Below are 15,520 nucleotides of genomic sequence, written 5' to 3'. Positions count from 1 at the left end.
GCCTTGGATGAGATCGCGGCGGCAAACCCGGCTGGAGGAGCCTCGCGCCGCCTTGCAGGCGACGAAGCGGCTCTGCGGTAGCGGGTAAAGAGGGCTCAGACGAGAGCCATCTCGGCGTCACTAAGGATCTCTCGCAAGGTGGCGAGGGCGCCGCGGAGGGCGTCCGGAGTGCTGGCGCCGCCGAGGCAGAGGCGGATGCCGTCGCCCATGCTGGGGATGGCGCGGAGCGGACTCGGCGCGGCGAGGGTGATGCCGGCCTGCGCCGCCTGAGCGGACAGGCCCTGCGAGGTGCGGCCGGCCGGCATCTGGAGCCAAGCGTGGAAGGCGGGAACTCCGACGGGGGCGAGAAGGGAGCCGAGCATCTCCCGCGCAATGGTGGTGCGCTCGGCGGCGGCGGCGCGCTTGAGTTCGATCTGCTTGTCGAGCGAGCCGTCGCCGATGGTACGGGCGACGAGATCGGCCATCAGCGGCGTCGCCATCCAGCCGGTGGAGCGTATGGCGTTGACCGTGCGGTCGCGGAACGCGGTCGGCGCCACCATCGCGCCGACGCGTAGGCCGGGCGAGAGGCACTTCGCGAATGAGACAATGTAGAAACTGCGGTCCGGCAGGTACGAGGCGAGGGTCGGCAGCGGGTCGGAGCAGAGGAAGCCGTAGGCGTCGTCCTCGATCACCCACGCGTCGTGGCGCTGGACTACTTCGGCGATCTCGCGGCGACGCTCGGCGGGCATGAGGATGGCGGTGGCGCTCTGGAGGGTGGGGGTGCAGTAGAGCACCTTCGCGCCGCTTTCCCCGAAGGCGCGGTCCAGCGCGGCGGGAACGAGGCCGTGCGCGTCCATCGCGACGCCGTGGAGCGCGTAGCCTTCCATCAGCGCGAGCGCGGTCATTCCGGAATAGGTGAGGTTCTCCGTCAGGACAGACGCGCCCTGACGGGCGAGGAGGCGCGCGGCGACAGAGATCGCGTGCTGCGCGCCGTGCGTGATGTAGACGTTGGCCGGCTCGACCCGGAGGGCGTGGCGGGAGATCCAGTCGGCGACGGTGACGCGGTGGTCTTCCCGGCCCTGGTGGGGGAGATAGCCGAGAAGGCCCGGGAGGCGGTTCTCCTCCAGGATGGCGGCGAGGGTGCGGGCGAGGAGCTGGTCCTCCCCTGTGGCGGGCGGGGCATTGAGGGCGAGGTTGACGAGGCGAGGGCCTTCGGGTGCCTCGGACACGCTGAGCTCGGGGGAGGGGGGCATGACGAAGGTGCCGCGCCCGACTTGGCCGGAGATGAGGCCGCGCCGTTCGGCGGCCGCGTAGGCCTTGGAGACGGTGCCGACGCTAAGGCCGAGACGGGAGGCCATCTCCCGGTGCGTCGGCAACTGCTCGCCCGCGGCAACGGTGCCGGTTGCGATGTCGCTGCGCAAAGCATCGACGATCTGGAGGTATCGCGGTCCTTCGCCAAACGGGAGCTTGGGATACCAAACCATTAGCACGCCTTGTTGCCGATGCAGGACGAATAGGACAATGTTGCCATTGTCGCAACCCGCTTGTTGCGCAGAGATTGGAAGCCGGGCAGCGGCGCATGTAGTTCAAGGCTTTGCCAAGGGAAATTGCTGCAATGCGGCGTCGAAAATCCAGAAATTGAACCACTCAAAGCATATCTTTTCGTTGACCTGCGCAGATTGTCCCGGTAAGCCGGCAGCAATGAAAAGGGCCAGGGAGGGGTCATGATCTACGAGATGCGTGTCTACGAGCACATCGACGGCAAGGCGGATGACGTCCGCCGTCGGTTTGAGGCCGAAGTGGCGCCGCGCTTCCCCTCCCACGGTATCGAGCTCGTGGGTGCGTTTGTCGACGCGGACAGCGAGATGCTGACCTACCTGACCCGCTTTCCCGACGAGGAGGCGCGGAAGAAGGCGTGGGCGTCATTCGGCGCCGATGCCGGCTGGAAGGACGCGAAGGCTCGGTCTGAGGTGGAAGGGCCGCTGATCGCCAAGCAGCGGGCGAGCGTGCTCCGCCCCGTGATGCCCGGACTGCCAATCGCCTGACACCCCTGCACAGGGCTCGGCTCGAGGAGGAGGATCGGCGTTGAAGGCTGCACCGTTCGAATACATCCGGCCGGCTTCGGTCGAGGAGGCGCGTGCGGCGCTCGGCGCGGACCCGGACTCGCGTGTGCTGGCCGGCGGGCAGACCCTGGTGCCGATGCTGGCGATGCGTCTCTCGCGGCCTTCGGTGCTGGTCGATGTGTCCCGCCTGGCTGACCTCAGGGGCATCGAGGAGAGCGGCGAGCGCGTCGTGATCCGCGCGGCGACGCGGCAGGCGGAGGCGCTGCGGTCGGACCTGGTCCGGCGCGAGGTGCCGCTCCTGGCGGCGGCGCTGCCGCATGTGGGACATCCGCCGACGCGGGCGCGGGGCACGGTGGGCGGGTCTGTCGCGCATGGCGATCCGTCGGCGGAGATCTCGCTGGCGGCCACGGTGCTGGGGGCGACGATCCATTTCCTGAGCGACGAGGGCGAGGAAGAGTTCGCGCCGGAGGACTTCTTCTTCGGACCGACGGTGACGGCGGCGCCGATGGGCGGGCTGCTGACCCATGTGGCATTCCCGAAGCGCCCAAAGGGGAGGGTCGGCGCTGGCTTCCGCGAGGTCGCTTCGCGGCGCGGGGATTACGCCTTCGCCTCGGCGGGGGCGCAGGTGGTGCTCGACGGCGACGGGAGCTGCACGGAGGCGCGGCTCGGGATCGGCAGCGTCGGAGACGCGCCGGTGGCGGTGGACGTGTCGGAGCTCGCGGGCGGGACGCTGTCGCAGCAGGATATCCAAGCGGCGGTCGCCGAGGCGCTCGAGGGGCTCGACTGCGTCGACGATCTCCATGCGACGGCGACGTATCGGCGCCGGGCGGCGGCGCGGCTGGCGGAGCAGGCGCTCGCCGAGGCGCGCGACGCGGCGCTGGAGGAGGGCGCGCAATGAGGACATCACTGAGGGTCAACGGCCGGACGCGCGAGGTCGAGGTGGAGCCGCGGATGACGCTGCTCGACGCGCTGCGCGACAAGTGCGGACTGAAAGGCACTCATGCAGGCTGCGAGCATGGGGTGTGCGGCGCCTGCACCGTGCTGGTCGACGGTGAGGCAGTGCGCTCGTGCCTGATGTTCGCGGTGCAGTGCGACGACATGGAGATCACCACGGTCGAGGGGATGGCGCCGGAAGAGGGCGAGCTGGGGATGATCCAGGACAGCTTCTGCGAGACGCATGGGCTCCAGTGCGGCTACTGCACTCCCGGAATGGTCATCGCGGCGCGGGCGCTGCTGGAGAAGAACGACGAGCCCACGGACCACGACATCCGCGAGGCGATCTCCGGCAACATCTGCCGCTGCACGGGCTATGGCCAGATCGTCGAGGCGATCCGGCTGGCGGCAAAGCGGCTGCGGGAGAGCAACGTGGCTCGCAGCCCGGAGGCGGCGCGATGAGCGAGGCCGGCCGCCGTTTCATTTCCGCCAACCGCCGGGTGCGCGAGGACCGGCGCTTCGTCGCCGGGCACGGCAGGTTCGTCGCCGATCTCGAGATGCCGGAGATGGCGCATGTGGCGCTGGTCGCGGCGCAGGCGCCGGCGGCGCGGATCGTCAGCATCGATGGGTCGGAGGCGCTGGCAATGCCGGGCGTGATCGCCGTGATCGACGGCGCGGAGCTCGCCGGGGCGGTAAACCCGATGATGAACGGGCTCGACACCCCGAACGTGAAGCGCTTCCCGCTCGCGGTCGGGCAGAACCGCTATGCCGGCGAGTGGATCGCGGCGGTGGTGGCCGAGAGCCGGGCGCTGGCCGAGGACGCGGCGGAGAAGGTGCGGGTCGAGACGGAGCCGCTCGGCTACGTAGTCGACGTGGAGGAGGCGCTGGAGCCGGGGGCGACGCCGGTCCATCCGGAGCATGGGTCGAACCTGCTCCTTGATCGCACCTTTGACTGGGGTCCGGTGGAGGAGGACTTCGCGGCGGCGGAGGATCGACTGAGCCTCAGGGTAACTTGGGGGCGCAACTCGACGGTGCCGATCGAGACCTTCGGGGTGATCGCGAAGTGGCACGCCTGGGAGGGGGTGCTCGACGTCTGGGCGTCGATCCAGATGCCGAAATACGCGGATCAGATCGCGCGGGCGCTGAAGATCCCGGGCAACGCGGTGCGGGTGCATTACGACGTCGACGTCGGCGGCTCCTACGGAGTGAAGCGCGGGATCAAGCAGACGGTGCTGTGCGGTTACCTGGCGCGGAAGCTTGGGCGGCCGGTGCGGCTGATCGAGGACCGACTGGAGAACATGCGCGCGGGTGACGCGCACGGGCCGGAGCGAATTTTCGACATCGAGGTGGCATTCGACCGGGACGGCACGGTGCGGTCGATGAAGATGCGGGCGCTCGACAATGCCGGCGCCTATGCGGGGCGGGCACCGTTCCAGCTCGGCAAGCCGATCGGGGCAATCGTGGGACCGTACCGGATCGGCTCGGTCCAGTACCGGGCGATGTCGGTGACGACCAACAAGACGGTGCAGGAAGCGGTGCGAGGCTTCGGCCAGTCGCCGACGAACTACGCCATCGAGACGATGATGGACCGGGTCGCCGAGCACCTTGGGATGGACCGGATCGAGATCCGGCGGCGGAATTTCATCCGCAAGGAGGAGTTTCCCTACGAGATCCCGTCGGGAAGCAAGTACGACTCCGGGGATTACCATACGGTGGTCGACAAGGTGCTGGCTTCGGCGGACTACGAGGCGCTGGTGGCGGAGCGGGACCGGCTGCGGGCCGAGGGGCTCTGCGCGGGGATCGGGATCGCCTCGTGCCTCGAGCCCTCGGGCGGGCGGTCCTCGTTCGAGCCGCTGCTCAACGAGAAGAACAAGACCTCCACCTGGATGGAGGGGAGTCGGGTCAACATCGACGGTCTCGGCGACGTGACGGTGGCGATCCACACGACGAGCTCCGGGCAGGGGCACGAGACGCTGGCGGCGACGGTGGTCGGCGAGGTGCTGGAGATCGACCCGGACCGGATCCGGGTGGTGCGGCCGGACAGTCTCGGGAGCCTGCCAGGCAACTCGCCCGTGGGGAGCCGGATGGCAATCATGCTCGGTGGGGCGGCGGCGAACGCGGCGAAGGACGTGAAGCGACAGATGCTTGCGATCGCGGGGCAGATGCTCGGCGTTTCGGCGGAGCAGCTGCGCTACGAGAGCGGGACAATCCACGGGCCCGCCGGGCAGTCGGTGAGCTGGGACGAGGTGGTGGACGTGGCGCACCGGCGCTTCGACGACCTGCCGCCAGGGACCCAGCCCGGGCTGACGGCGAGCTTCATGCAGCAGGTGCCCGGGGACGCGCGGCTGCCGGAGAACGGGAAGGGGGAGATGTACCCCTGCTACTCGTTCGAGTTCCACCTGATCCTGATGGTGTTCGACCCGGTGCTCGCGCGGCCGGAGATCCGGCGCTACGTGATCGGGCATGACTGCGGCACGGTGATCAACCCGCACATCGTCAAGGGGATGACCTTGGGCGGGATCGCGCACGGGATCGGTGCTGCCTTGCTCGAGGAGTTTGCCTACGACGCGGAGGGGCAGCTCATGACGCAGAGCTTCCTCGACTACCTGATGCCGTCCGCGCACGAGGTGCCGGAGGTGGAGATCGTGCATCACTGCACGCCCTCGCCCCTGACCGAGTTCGGGCAGAAGGGGTCTGGCGAGTCGGGCTATCTCGGCGCGCCGGCGGCGATCTCGGGGGCGATCCACGACGCGGTGCGGCCCTGGGGCGTGCACCTCGACAAGCTGCCGATACGGATGAGCACGGTGAGCGACGCGATCGCCGCCGCCGAAGAACAAGGAAAAGGTTACAGATGATCGTCGACGCGCACGCCCACCTCGTTCCACCGCGGCTGCTCGAGGAGCTGCAGGACCGCAAGGCGGAGTTCGGAAGCGTCGCGATGACGCCAAAGGACGGGAGCTTGTCTTTTGCCTTTGCGGGCAGGGCACCGACGCGGCCGGTGTCGCCGGGGTTGACGGGTGTCGACAAGCGCCTTGGCTGGATGGACGAGAATGGAATCGACCGGCAGGTAATCGGCGGCTGGCTCGACATGTTCGGCAACGACATGCCGGCCGCGGAAGGCGCCGAGTGGGCGAGGACGATCAACCGCCACCTGAGTGCGGCGGCGGAGGAAAGCGGCGGCCGTTTCATCCCGCTCGCAGTGCTGCCGACGCAGGACGGCGCACTCGCCGCCGAGGTGCTGCGCGAGGCTTGGGAGATGGGCTTCCGCGGCGCGATGATCGGCACCCAGCCGGACAATGGCGGCGGCGTGCTCGACGATGCATCGCTCGACCCGTTCTGGCAGGCAGCCGACGCGCTCGGCGCCATCGTCGCGATCCACCCTGTCTTTGACGCGGGCGACGACCGGGTGAAGTTCAAGGGCATGGAGAACGCGGTCGGGCGGGTGACGGATTCGCTGATCGCCGTAAGCCGCATCATCTACTCGGGCCACGTCGAAAAGTATGCGCGGGCGAAGATCCTGGTCGGCATCGGCGGCGCGGCACTGCCCTACGTGCTCGGGCGGCTGAAGCGGAACCACTCGCTGCACCCGGAGGACATGGGGGACCCGGAGAAGGCGCTGTCGATGCTGTGGTACGACACGCTGGTGCACGACCCTGCGGCGCTGCGGCTCCTGATCGAGACGGTGGGGGCGGACCGGATCATGCTGGGGTCGGACATGCCGTTCCCGATCGGCGATCCAACGCCGCGGACGATCCTCGACGAGGCGAACCTTGATGAGGACGCGCGAGAGTCGATCGAGGGCGGGCTTGCCCTCCGGCTCATGGGCGAATGAGGAGGAGAGCGCGATGAAGATGGAGCTGAAGGGCAGCGAGGAGATCGCCGCCTCGCGCGAGGCGCTGTGGGAGGGGCTGAACGATCCCGCGGTGCTGACGAAGTGCATCCCCGGCTGCAAGGAGATGGTCGAGACCGGACCCGACGCCTACGAGGTCAAGCTGCAACTCAAGGTCGCGGCTGTCGGCGGCAGCTTCGACGGCAAGGTCCGGCTCCACGACAAGGAGGAGCCGGTGCATTGCCGCATCACCATCTCGGGCGGGGGCAGTCTCGGCACCGGCAACGGGACGGCCGAGTTCCGGATCGAGGAGACGGGTCCGGGGACATCGCGGCTCGACTACGAGGGAACGGGCGAAATCGGCGGGCTGGTGGCCGGGGTCGGCCAGCGGGTGCTGGGATCGGTCGCGAAGCACCTGACGAAGCAGTTCTTCACTGCGCTCAGGAAGCACTTCGCCGAGAGCGGCGAGGCGGCGGCCTGATGGCCGAGGCAGGCATGAGCGAGCGGCGGATCCGGCTCGAGGACGGTCGGCGGATGTTCGTCTCGGAGAGCGCACGGAAGGAGGGGCTTCCGGTCCTGTTCCTTAACTCGCTCGCGGCGGACCACTCGATGTGGGAGGCGGTGCGGCATCGCCTCGAGCGGCGGACGGTGGCTTTCGATGCCCGCGGGCATGGGCAGTCGGACGTGGTGCCGGGGGACGGGACGCTTGCTGATTACGCGGCGGACGTGCTGCGGGTGATGGACGCGACGGGGCTGGAGCGGGCGGTGCTCTGCGGGCTGTCGCTCGGCGGGCTGACGGCGATGCAGGTGGCGGCGGACGCGCCGGAGCGCGTCGCGGGGCTGGTGCTGGCGAACACGGCGGTGAGCTTTCCGCCGGCGACGATGTGGCAGGAGCGCGCAGCGCAGGCGCGAGGCGGCCAGTGGGGCGAGCTTGTGGAGCCGACGCTGGAGCGGTGGCTGACGCAGGGGTACCGCTCCGCCGAGCCGCAGACGGCGACTGCGGTGCGGACGATGCTCGAGGGGATGCCCGCGGAAGGGTACGCCGCCGCCTGTTCGGTGCTGGCGATGGCGGACGCGACGCAAGCGCTGACATCCTGGGACGGCCCGGCGATGATCATCGCGGGCGCGCAGGACCAGTCGACGCCCGTGGCACGGGCGGAGGAGATGAGTGCGCTGGTGCCGCAGGCGGAGCTGGTGGTGCTCGATGCGGCGCATGTGTCGGCGATCGAGCGGGCGGAGGAGTTCGCGGCTGCGCTGGAACGGTTCGTGGCCAGGGTCGAGCGGGACTGATGGCGGACCGGCGGCGCGTCATTGTCGGGATCACGGGGGCCTCGGGGACGATTCTCGGCGTGCGGCTCCTCGAGATCCTGCGGGACGTGCCGGACGTCGAGACGCATCTGGTGATGTCGCCCGCCGCCGTGCGGACGCTGCTGATCGAGACCGATCACACCGCCGACGACGTGACGCGGCTTGCGGACGTGGTGCACAGCTTCAAGGACATCGGCGCGTCGATCGCCAGCGGCTCGTTCAAGGCCGAGGGCATGATCATCGCGCCATGCTCGGTGAAGACGCTGGGTGCGATTGCGCATTGCCTGAGCGACGACCTGATCGGGCGAGCCGCCGACGTGTGCCTCAAGGAGCGGCGTCGGGTGGTGCTTCTCTTTCGCGAGACGCCGCTTCATGCGGGCCACATCGCGGCAATGGAGCTCGTGACGCGGGCGGGCGCAATCGTGATGCCGGCGGTGGTCGGACTCTACTACCGGCCGCAGGACGTGATGGAGATGATTGACCACCTCGCGGGGCGGGCGCTCGACCTGATCGGGATCGAGAGCGGCGCGGTCGTGCGGTGGCAGGGACAGAAGGGGCGGCCGGACGACGTCGGCTAGCGGCGCGCGGGTCGGGGAGGAGACGACATGAAGGACCAGACGGCGAAGAGTTACCGCGATCTGCACGACCACATCGACGCGCTCGACGCGGCGGGTCTTCTCGTGCGCGTCGACCGGCCGATCGACAAGGACAGCGAAATGCACCCGCTGGTGCGCTGGCAGTACGTAGGTGGGATCAAGGAGGAAGAGCGCAAGGCTTTCCTCTTCACGAACATCCGCAACCGCCACGGGCGCACCTACGACATCCCGGTGATCGTGGGCGGCATGGCGGCCAACCGCGCCGTCTACGCGACAGGGATGGGCTGCGACCTCTCCGAGATCCAGGCGAAGTGGGACCGAGCGCTCGCGAACCCGATCCAGCCATGCGAGGTGGCGGATGCGCCCTGCCACGAAATCGTCGAGGAGGGGGACATTCTCAAGGAGGAGGGGCACGGGGTCGATCTGCTCCCGATCCCTGTCTCCACCCCCGGCTTCGATTCCGCCCCCACGCTTTCGGCGACGAACGTGATCACGGCGGACCCCGAGGATGGGGTGCAGAACATGGGCACCTATCGCTGCGCGTTGAAGGCGCCGGACCGGCTGGTGGTGCGCATGGCGACGCGGGTCGGCGGGGCAGGGGGCTACCAGCATTACCTCAAGCACCAGGAGGCGGGCGACAAGGAGATGCCGGTAGCGATCGTGCTGGGCTGCCCGCCTTACGTGGCGTTCATGGGGCCGCAAAAGCTGCCGATTGGCATGGACGAGTTCGTCGTGGCAGGCGGGCTCGCGGGGGCGCCGATCAACATCACCAAGGCGCGGACGGTGCCACTGATGGTGCCGGCCGAGGCCGAGGTGGTGATCGAGGGCTGGATCGACGTGACCAAGGTCGAACCCGAGGGACCGTTCGGTGAAAGCCACGGCCACGTCGCTCTCGAGGAATACAACATGCCGATGCGGGTGACGGCCGTCACCCGGCGCAAGGACGCGGTGATCCCGAGCTACATCAGCCAGGTGGCGCCGTCCGAAAGCTCGGTCATCAAGCGCGTTGCCTACGAGCCGCTGTTCCTTCACCACCTGAAGTCGACCATGTCGATCCGCGGCGTGAAAAAGGTGTCGCTCCACGAGCCGCTGACCGGGCTCCTGCGTGTGACGGTGGTGACGATGGAGGCGGGGACGCCGACCCCGGAGGTGTGGCGAGCGCTCTACGGCGCGGCGTTCTTCAAGGGCGATTGTGGCAAGATTTGCATCGCGGTGAACGAGGACATCGACGTCGACAGCCCCGATGCCATCCTCTGGGCGATGGCGTACCGGACCAATCCGGTGAAGGACATGCAGCTCCTGCCGCATCGGGGGCAGGGGCACGGACCGAAGCGCGAGCACGAGGGCGAGGAGGATTCGTCGCTCCTCGTCGATGCGACGATGAAGTCGCCGATGCCGCCGCTGGCGCTGCCGGGTCGCGAGTACATGGAGCGGGCCAAAGACATCTGGGACGAGATGGGGCTGCCGCGGCTGCTGCCGCAGTCGCCGTGGCACGGCTATTCGCTTGGCGCCTGGCACCACGTTTGGGACGAGGCGGCGAAGCGGGCGGCGGAGGGTGACTACCTTGAGAACGGGCGGATCAGCGTACGGCAGCAGGTTCCGGGGCTGAAGCCGGAGACGCGGGTCGACCCGGACCTCGCGACGGTCGATCGGGAGCTTGAACACGAAGAGTTTCGCTTGGACCCCACCGAGGGGTCAGATACCGTATGATGCCATACGATATGGTATCTGACGGAGGAGAAGAATGAGCGAGATACTTGTCGCAGCGCGTGACGACATTCCCGAGGGCGGGGCGCGGATCATTGAGATCGGCAACCTTGAGATCGGCGTGATCCGCCACGAAGACGCGTTCTACGCCTACCGCAACTTCTGCCCGCACCAGGGTGGGCCGGTCTGCGAAGGCATTCGGATGGCGGGCGTCTACGATGACGTCGACCCTGAGGGGCTGTTTCACGGACAGAAGTTCGACAAGGCGGACATGCACATCGTCTGCCCCTGGCACGGCTACGAGTACCGGCTGAAGGACGGGGTAAACGTCTGCGACGCAAGGCTGAAGCTGCGGAAGTACGAGGTCACGGAGAGGGATGGAAATGTCTACATCACCGTCTGATCGCTTCGCCGATGCGGCGAGTGAAATTGCGGCGCTGGTCGACGACGCCGTCGTCGGAAGCCGCATCGACGAGATCGGGGACGAGGCGCTCGGCCAGGTTCTGGCCGCTGCCGTGCGCCTCTACGTCGCCAAGGCAGAGACCGGCGCGCGGCTGATGCCGTTCGGCCGCAACAGCGCCGTCACTCCGACCGAGATCGCCATCGCCTCTCTCGCGATGCTCGATGCCGGCCGGATGGAAGTGTTCGAACTCGGCCTTTGGGAGCAGATGACCAACATCCGCCCCGCCCGGCAGACCAGCCTCGCCGATGTGCCGTCCAGCCACGGAGCCGCCGCATGAACGTCGCCGACCGCCAGGTGACGAAGGTCCGCGACCTCACCACCGAACCCTTCAACACCTCGACCCACCTCGCCCACGCGCAGCAGCAGGCAGACGCCCGCGGCTACGAGGACTTTCTGATCGTGGACGTGGACAGTCACCATTACGAGAACGAGGCCTCGACGGAGATCGCCGACTACGTCGAGAACGAGGTGATGCGGAACGAGATCCTGTACCAGGGCATCTCGCGCAAGGGAATCTCCACCGGATTCGGGCAGTACCAGGACCTCGGCGGCCGCCTCGTACGCTACCCGCGCCGCAAGTCGGAGGAGGTTCCAGAGACGCCGCACCGCGACATCACTCTGATGCGTCGTTGGATGGACGCGATGGGCGTCGACATCGCCTGCATGTTCCCGACGCCACTCCTCAACCTCGGGCTGAGCCCGCGGGTCGACCTCGAGGTGGAGCTGGCGATGGGCTACAACCGCTGGCTCTGCGAGCGGGTGCTGCAGGAAGACCATCGGCTGAAGTCGATGCTCTACCTTCCGTTCAACGACCCCGAGGCCTGTCTGAAGGTCATCGAGATGTTCGGCGACAAGCCCGGCGTGATTGGGTTCATGGTGACGTCGACCCGCTACCGTGGTGTCTACGACAACGCGTATGTGCGGACCTACCGGATGCTGGAGGAGCGGGGGCTGCCGCTCGGCTTCCACACCGGGCTCGGCGGGCAGGAGCCGGGGCTCTCGACCTGCAACCGGTTCCTGACGCTGCATGCGCTGGGCTTTGCCTGGCACAACATGCTGCACCTGTCGAACTGGGTCATCAACGGCCTGCCGGAGCGGTTCCCGAAGTTGAAGGTGATGTGGATCGAGGCGGGGCTGGCATGGCTCCCGTTCCTGATGCAGCGGCTCGACAACGAGTACATGATGCGCCACTCGGACGCGCCGCTGCTGAAGCGCAAGCCGTCGGAGTACATGCGGGAGATGTTCTACACCTCGCAGCCGATGGAGATGGTGGACAACGCGCGGGCACTCGAACTCACGTTCGAGATGATCGGCGCGGAGACGCAGCTTCTCTACTCGTCGGATTACCCACACTGGGACATGGACCTGCCGAGCGTCATCTACGACCTGCCGTTCCTCACCGAGGGCGCCAAGCGCAACATCCTCGGCGGCAATGCCCAGCGGGTCTTCAACCTCGATCCCGTGCTGAGCGAGCGCAAGCGCGCGCGGCAGGCGGAGAAGGCACGCGCCTCGGCCTGAGGAGCGCGAGCGACGGCCCGGACTCCGGGCCTTCGCAACGACCGGCCAGCAGACGCTGGCGAACGAAGAGGCACGGGACCAACCGTGGTCGAATGTCGAACAACAATGGTGGAGGATAGCCAATGAATCCCAAGTTCTTGCTGAAAGGTGCCGCAGCCGCGGTTACCGTGTTGCTTGCCGCCGGGGTGCCGGCGGCCGCCCAGGATTTCCCGACGAAGCCGATCCAGATGATCGTGCCGTTCGGGCAGGGCGGTGCGACCGACCAGCTCGCCCGCATGTTCGCTCCGGCGCTCGAGGAGCGGCTGGGCCAGCCTATCGTCATCATCAACCAGCCTGGCGCGGGAGGCGCTGTTGGCCTTGCCAACCTCGCGACAATGGCGGCGGACGGCTACACGGTCGGCGTCGGGTCGGACTCAACGCTGGCGGCGCGGCCGATCATGGACTCCTCGTCCTATACAGCCGACAGCTTCGACACGGTCGCGCGGATGGTGTCGATCCCGTCCGGCCTCGCCGTGCGCGCCGACAGCCCGTACCAGTCGCTGACGGACCTCGTCGAGGCAATGCGGAACGGCGAGGACCTCAATTGGTCCGGCTCGGGCATCGGCTCAGGGCCGCACCTCGCGATGGCAGTATTCCTGGCGCAGAACGACCTCGAGGCGACCTACATCAACTCGAACTCCGGCCAGGAGGCGATGGTCAAGCTCCTTTCGGGCGAGATCGACGTGTTCTCGGGCGGCGGCTCCAACTACCCGCCGATGCTCGACGACCAGGGTCAGGGCGACATCCGCGTGCTCGGCCTCGCCGCGGAGGAGCGCTGGAAGTACATGCCGGACGTGCCGACCTTTCAGGAGCAGGGGCTCGACTACCTCCGCTCGCAGTGGTTCGGCCTCGTTGCTCCCCAGGGCACGCCGCAGGAAGCGATCGACAAGATCTCCACGGCCGTCGAGGAGACGCTCGCCGATCCGGAGTTCGAGGCAAGGCTCGACCAGTTCTACTTCGACCCGGCCTATCTCGGGCCCGAGGAGATGCGCGCGGCCATCGACGCGGAGGCGGAGGCCTTCCGCCCCATCCTCGAGGAAGCCGGCCTAGCTGAGTAAATGACGGACCGGCCGGCTCTCCGGGGCCGGCCGCGCCCCCCGCGCGGGCGGGCGTCTCAGGGAGGGGTGAAAAATGGCTTTGAAGAACGAAGATACAGTCGCGGGCGGTTTCATAGCGGCCATAGGTACGCTGGTCGCGTACCTATCGCTCGACATCCGGGCGGGGGCGACTGCGAACACCCTGCCGCCGAACTTTTTTCCGCTGCTGTGCTCCCTCGGATTGGTCATCTGCGGACTGGTCATCATGTTACGCGGCCTCAGGGCGGAGGCGAGACCCTTGCCCGCGCTTGTTGACTGGCGCGTGGCCGTCGTCGGCGGCATGGCGTTCGTGTTCTACTGGTTCTTCGCCGACATCGACTTTCGTGTCGGCGCGGCGGCGCTGACGGTCGTCACCATGTGGGCATTCGGCATTCGTAGCGTGATGCAGCTGGTGCTGGTGCCTTCGATCCTCTCCATCGGGCTCTACTACGCATTCACTCGCGGCTTCCAACTGGTGCTTCCGATATGGACCTGATGGTAAACCTTTTGGGCGGCCTCCAAGCCGTCGCGGACCCGTGGGTCCTCCTTTTCGTGTTTCTCGGCGCGATTATCGGGTTGGTTTTCGGCGCCGCGCCGGGCCTTACGGCCACGTCGGCGATCGTGCTCTTTCTGCCGGTGACCTACGCAATGGGGCCCGTGACCTCGATGGCGCTGCTCCTCGGCATCTACTGCTCCGGATATTTCGCGGGCTCGATCCCGGCAATCCTGATCAACACGCCGGGGGCGCCGGGCTCGGCCGCGACGGCGCTCGACGGCTATGCGCTGGCGCAGGCTGGGCAGGGGGACCGGGCGATCGTGACGGCGATCTCCTCCTCGTTCGTCGGCGGGCTCTTTTCGCTGACGCTGCTGGCGCTGATCGCGCCGTCGCTCGCGAGGGTCGCCCTCAGCTTCACTTCCGTCGAATACTTTACCTTTGCCCTCGTCGGTATCGTCTGCGTCGCCGGCATCTCCAAGGGCTCCATGATGAAGGGGCTGACGGCTGCCTTCATCGGCATCCTCGCCTCCACGGTCGGCCTCGACCCTGTATCAGGCGTCAGCCGCTTCACCTTCGGCGAGCCGAACCTCCTCGGCGGCATTCCAACCACCGCGGCGCTGATCGGCCTCTTCGCTGTGGCGCAGATGATGCTCCTGACGCGCCTGCGCGACATGGATGCCGAGATCCTGCCGGTGCAGGAGCGCACCAGCGTCGCCAGTGTCTGGGGCGAGATGTTTCGCAACAAGTGGTTGATGTTCAAGTCGGCGACGATTGGCGCGCTGATCGGCATTCTGCCCGGCACCGGCCCCTCCATTGCGTCCTGGGTCAGCTATTCCGATGCGCTGCGCACCGCGGGTCCCAAGGACCGGTACGGCAAGGGCGATGTGAAGGGCGTGATTTCCTGCGAGGTCTCGAACAACGCCGTCACGGGTGGCGCGCTGGTCCCGCTCTTGACCCTCGGCATTCCCGGCGACCCGGTGACCGCAGTTCTAATCGGCGCGCTGCTGATCCAGGGCATCGAGGCCGGACCGTTCTTCATCCCGCAGAACACCGAGCTCTTCTATGCGATCCTTGTCCTGCTCCTCTGCTCGAACATCCTGATGCTGGTGCTCGGGCTGGCGGGACGGGGGCTCGCGGCGAAGGTGCTGACGATCCCGCACGGGATCATGGTGCCCGTGATCCTCGTGGTGGCGGCGGCGGGGACCTTCTCTCTAGCCTCGAACCCCTACTACCTGAAGCTCGTCATCATGTTCGGTGTGCTCGGCTACCTGATGGTCCGCTTCAAGATCCCGACGGCGCCGGCGGTGCTGGGCATCGTCCTCGGGCCGATCCTCGAGCAGAACCTCAGAAACGCGCTCACCGCGAGCCGCATGGATCCGACGGTTTTCATCACCCGGCCGATCAGCGCGGTGACGCTCGCCTTCATGTGCCTCCTGCTCTGGGTATGGCTGAAGCCCGCGAAGAAGTCCGGCGCCCACGAGGGCGGCGACGCCGAAACCAATATGTGAGGATG

16 protein-coding genes are annotated in these 15,520 nt (G+C 67.7%); 15 read left to right on the top strand and 1 reads right to left on the bottom strand.

Annotated features, from left to right (window positions below):
- Positions 1-95: 95 nt before the first annotated feature.
- Positions 96-1,463: an aminotransferase-like domain-containing protein gene (locus JM664_RS01545; RefSeq protein WP_227418138.1), complete on the bottom strand. Its 1,368-nt coding sequence runs from the start codon at positions 1,461-1,463 to the stop codon at positions 96-98.
- Between the two features lie 240 nt (positions 1,464-1,703).
- On the opposite strand from JM664_RS01545, the gene JM664_RS01540 reads away from it, so the two are divergent.
- From JM664_RS01540 to JM664_RS01470, 15 genes are all read left to right on the top strand, one after another.
- The gene (locus JM664_RS01540; protein WP_227418137.1) at positions 1,704-2,024 is read left to right on the top strand and encodes an NIPSNAP family protein; all 321 of its coding nucleotides are present in this window, start codon (positions 1,704-1,706) and stop codon (positions 2,022-2,024) included.
- Positions 2,025-2,064: 40 nt separating this feature from the next.
- Complete coding sequence (locus tag JM664_RS01535) at positions 2,065-2,940, top strand: FAD binding domain-containing protein (RefSeq protein ID WP_227418136.1); 876 nt, start codon at positions 2,065-2,067, stop codon at positions 2,938-2,940.
- Entirely contained in the window at positions 2,937-3,437 is a 501-nt protein-coding gene (locus tag JM664_RS01530; protein WP_227418135.1) for a (2Fe-2S)-binding protein, read from the top strand. The genes JM664_RS01535 and JM664_RS01530 overlap by 4 nt, the downstream gene beginning before the upstream one ends.
- Complete coding sequence (locus JM664_RS01525) at positions 3,434-5,830, top strand: xanthine dehydrogenase family protein molybdopterin-binding subunit (RefSeq protein ID WP_227418134.1); 2,397 nt, start codon at positions 3,434-3,436, stop codon at positions 5,828-5,830. Before JM664_RS01530 ends, JM664_RS01525 begins: the two co-directional genes overlap by 4 nt.
- Positions 5,827-6,807, top strand: a complete 981-nt coding sequence (locus tag JM664_RS01520) for an amidohydrolase family protein (RefSeq protein ID WP_227418133.1) — start codon at positions 5,827-5,829, stop codon at positions 6,805-6,807. The genes JM664_RS01525 and JM664_RS01520 overlap by 4 nt, the downstream gene beginning before the upstream one ends.
- A gap of 13 nt (positions 6,808-6,820) precedes the next feature.
- Positions 6,821-7,285, top strand: coding sequence for an SRPBCC family protein (locus JM664_RS01515; RefSeq protein ID WP_227418132.1), 465 nt, complete (start codon positions 6,821-6,823; stop codon positions 7,283-7,285).
- On the top strand, positions 7,285-8,094 hold the full coding sequence (locus JM664_RS01510) for an alpha/beta fold hydrolase (RefSeq protein ID WP_227418131.1): 810 nt from the start codon (positions 7,285-7,287) through the stop codon (positions 8,092-8,094). The genes JM664_RS01515 and JM664_RS01510 overlap by 1 nt, the downstream gene beginning before the upstream one ends.
- Entirely contained in the window at positions 8,094-8,690 is a 597-nt protein-coding gene (locus tag JM664_RS01505; RefSeq protein WP_227418130.1) for a UbiX family flavin prenyltransferase, read from the top strand. Before JM664_RS01510 ends, JM664_RS01505 begins: the two co-directional genes overlap by 1 nt.
- 27 nt (positions 8,691-8,717) lie before the next feature.
- Positions 8,718-10,418, top strand: coding sequence for a UbiD family decarboxylase (locus JM664_RS01500; RefSeq protein WP_227418129.1), 1,701 nt, complete (start codon positions 8,718-8,720; stop codon positions 10,416-10,418).
- Between the two features lie 34 nt (positions 10,419-10,452).
- A complete protein-coding gene (locus JM664_RS01495) occupies positions 10,453-10,818 on the top strand; it encodes a Rieske (2Fe-2S) protein (protein WP_227418128.1) in 366 nt (121 codons plus the stop codon).
- Entirely contained in the window at positions 10,799-11,155 is a 357-nt protein-coding gene (locus JM664_RS01490; protein WP_227418127.1) for a hypothetical protein, read from the top strand. The genes JM664_RS01495 and JM664_RS01490 overlap by 20 nt, the downstream gene beginning before the upstream one ends.
- Positions 11,152-12,396, top strand: a complete 1,245-nt coding sequence (locus JM664_RS01485; RefSeq protein WP_227418126.1) for an amidohydrolase family protein — start codon at positions 11,152-11,154, stop codon at positions 12,394-12,396. Before JM664_RS01490 ends, JM664_RS01485 begins: the two co-directional genes overlap by 4 nt.
- A gap of 122 nt (positions 12,397-12,518) precedes the next feature.
- Positions 12,519-13,493, top strand: coding sequence for a Bug family tripartite tricarboxylate transporter substrate binding protein (locus JM664_RS01480; protein WP_227418125.1), 975 nt, complete (start codon positions 12,519-12,521; stop codon positions 13,491-13,493).
- A 73-nt stretch (positions 13,494-13,566) separates the two neighbouring features.
- The gene (locus JM664_RS01475) at positions 13,567-14,007 is read left to right on the top strand and encodes a tripartite tricarboxylate transporter TctB family protein (RefSeq protein WP_227418124.1); all 441 of its coding nucleotides are present in this window, start codon (positions 13,567-13,569) and stop codon (positions 14,005-14,007) included.
- Positions 13,998-15,515, top strand: a complete 1,518-nt coding sequence (locus tag JM664_RS01470) for a tripartite tricarboxylate transporter permease (protein WP_227418123.1) — start codon at positions 13,998-14,000, stop codon at positions 15,513-15,515. Before JM664_RS01475 ends, JM664_RS01470 begins: the two co-directional genes overlap by 10 nt.
- Positions 15,516-15,520: the final 5 nt, after the last annotated feature.

The sequence above is a fragment of the Roseitranquillus sediminis genome, assembly GCF_016918935.1.
GTDB lineage: Bacteria > Pseudomonadota > Alphaproteobacteria > Rhodobacterales > Rhodobacteraceae > Roseitranquillus > Roseitranquillus sediminis.
Note: the sequence above shows the minus strand (reverse complement) of the source record. Positions and strands in the feature narration are given on the sequence as shown.

What these genes read in the sequence shown, in the direction of transcription:
- JM664_RS01545 (WP_227418138.1), bottom strand. Translation starts at nt 1,463, where the DNA reads ATGGTTTGGTATCCCAAGCTCCCGTTTGGCGAAGGACCGCGATACCTC.
- JM664_RS01540 (WP_227418137.1), top strand. Translation starts at nt 1,704, where the DNA reads ATGATCTACGAGATGCGTGTCTACGAGCACATCGACGGCAAGGCGGAT.
- JM664_RS01530 (WP_227418135.1), top strand. Translation starts at nt 2,937, where the DNA reads ATGAGGACATCACTGAGGGTCAACGGCCGGACGCGCGAGGTCGAGGTG.
- JM664_RS01525 (WP_227418134.1), top strand. Translation starts at nt 3,434, where the DNA reads ATGAGCGAGGCCGGCCGCCGTTTCATTTCCGCCAACCGCCGGGTGCGC.
- JM664_RS01520 (WP_227418133.1), top strand. Translation starts at nt 5,827, where the DNA reads ATGATCGTCGACGCGCACGCCCACCTCGTTCCACCGCGGCTGCTCGAG.
- JM664_RS01515 (WP_227418132.1), top strand. Translation starts at nt 6,821, where the DNA reads ATGAAGATGGAGCTGAAGGGCAGCGAGGAGATCGCCGCCTCGCGCGAG.
- JM664_RS01510 (WP_227418131.1), top strand. Translation starts at nt 7,285, where the DNA reads ATGGCCGAGGCAGGCATGAGCGAGCGGCGGATCCGGCTCGAGGACGGT.
- JM664_RS01505 (WP_227418130.1), top strand. Translation starts at nt 8,094, where the DNA reads ATGGCGGACCGGCGGCGCGTCATTGTCGGGATCACGGGGGCCTCGGGG.
- JM664_RS01500 (WP_227418129.1), top strand. Translation starts at nt 8,718, where the DNA reads ATGAAGGACCAGACGGCGAAGAGTTACCGCGATCTGCACGACCACATC.
- JM664_RS01495 (WP_227418128.1), top strand. Translation starts at nt 10,453, where the DNA reads ATGAGCGAGATACTTGTCGCAGCGCGTGACGACATTCCCGAGGGCGGG.
- JM664_RS01490 (WP_227418127.1), top strand. Translation starts at nt 10,799, where the DNA reads ATGTCTACATCACCGTCTGATCGCTTCGCCGATGCGGCGAGTGAAATT.
- JM664_RS01485 (WP_227418126.1), top strand. Translation starts at nt 11,152, where the DNA reads ATGAACGTCGCCGACCGCCAGGTGACGAAGGTCCGCGACCTCACCACC.
- JM664_RS01480 (WP_227418125.1), top strand. Translation starts at nt 12,519, where the DNA reads ATGAATCCCAAGTTCTTGCTGAAAGGTGCCGCAGCCGCGGTTACCGTG.
- JM664_RS01475 (WP_227418124.1), top strand. Translation starts at nt 13,567, where the DNA reads ATGGCTTTGAAGAACGAAGATACAGTCGCGGGCGGTTTCATAGCGGCC.
- JM664_RS01470 (WP_227418123.1), top strand. Translation starts at nt 13,998, where the DNA reads ATGGACCTGATGGTAAACCTTTTGGGCGGCCTCCAAGCCGTCGCGGAC.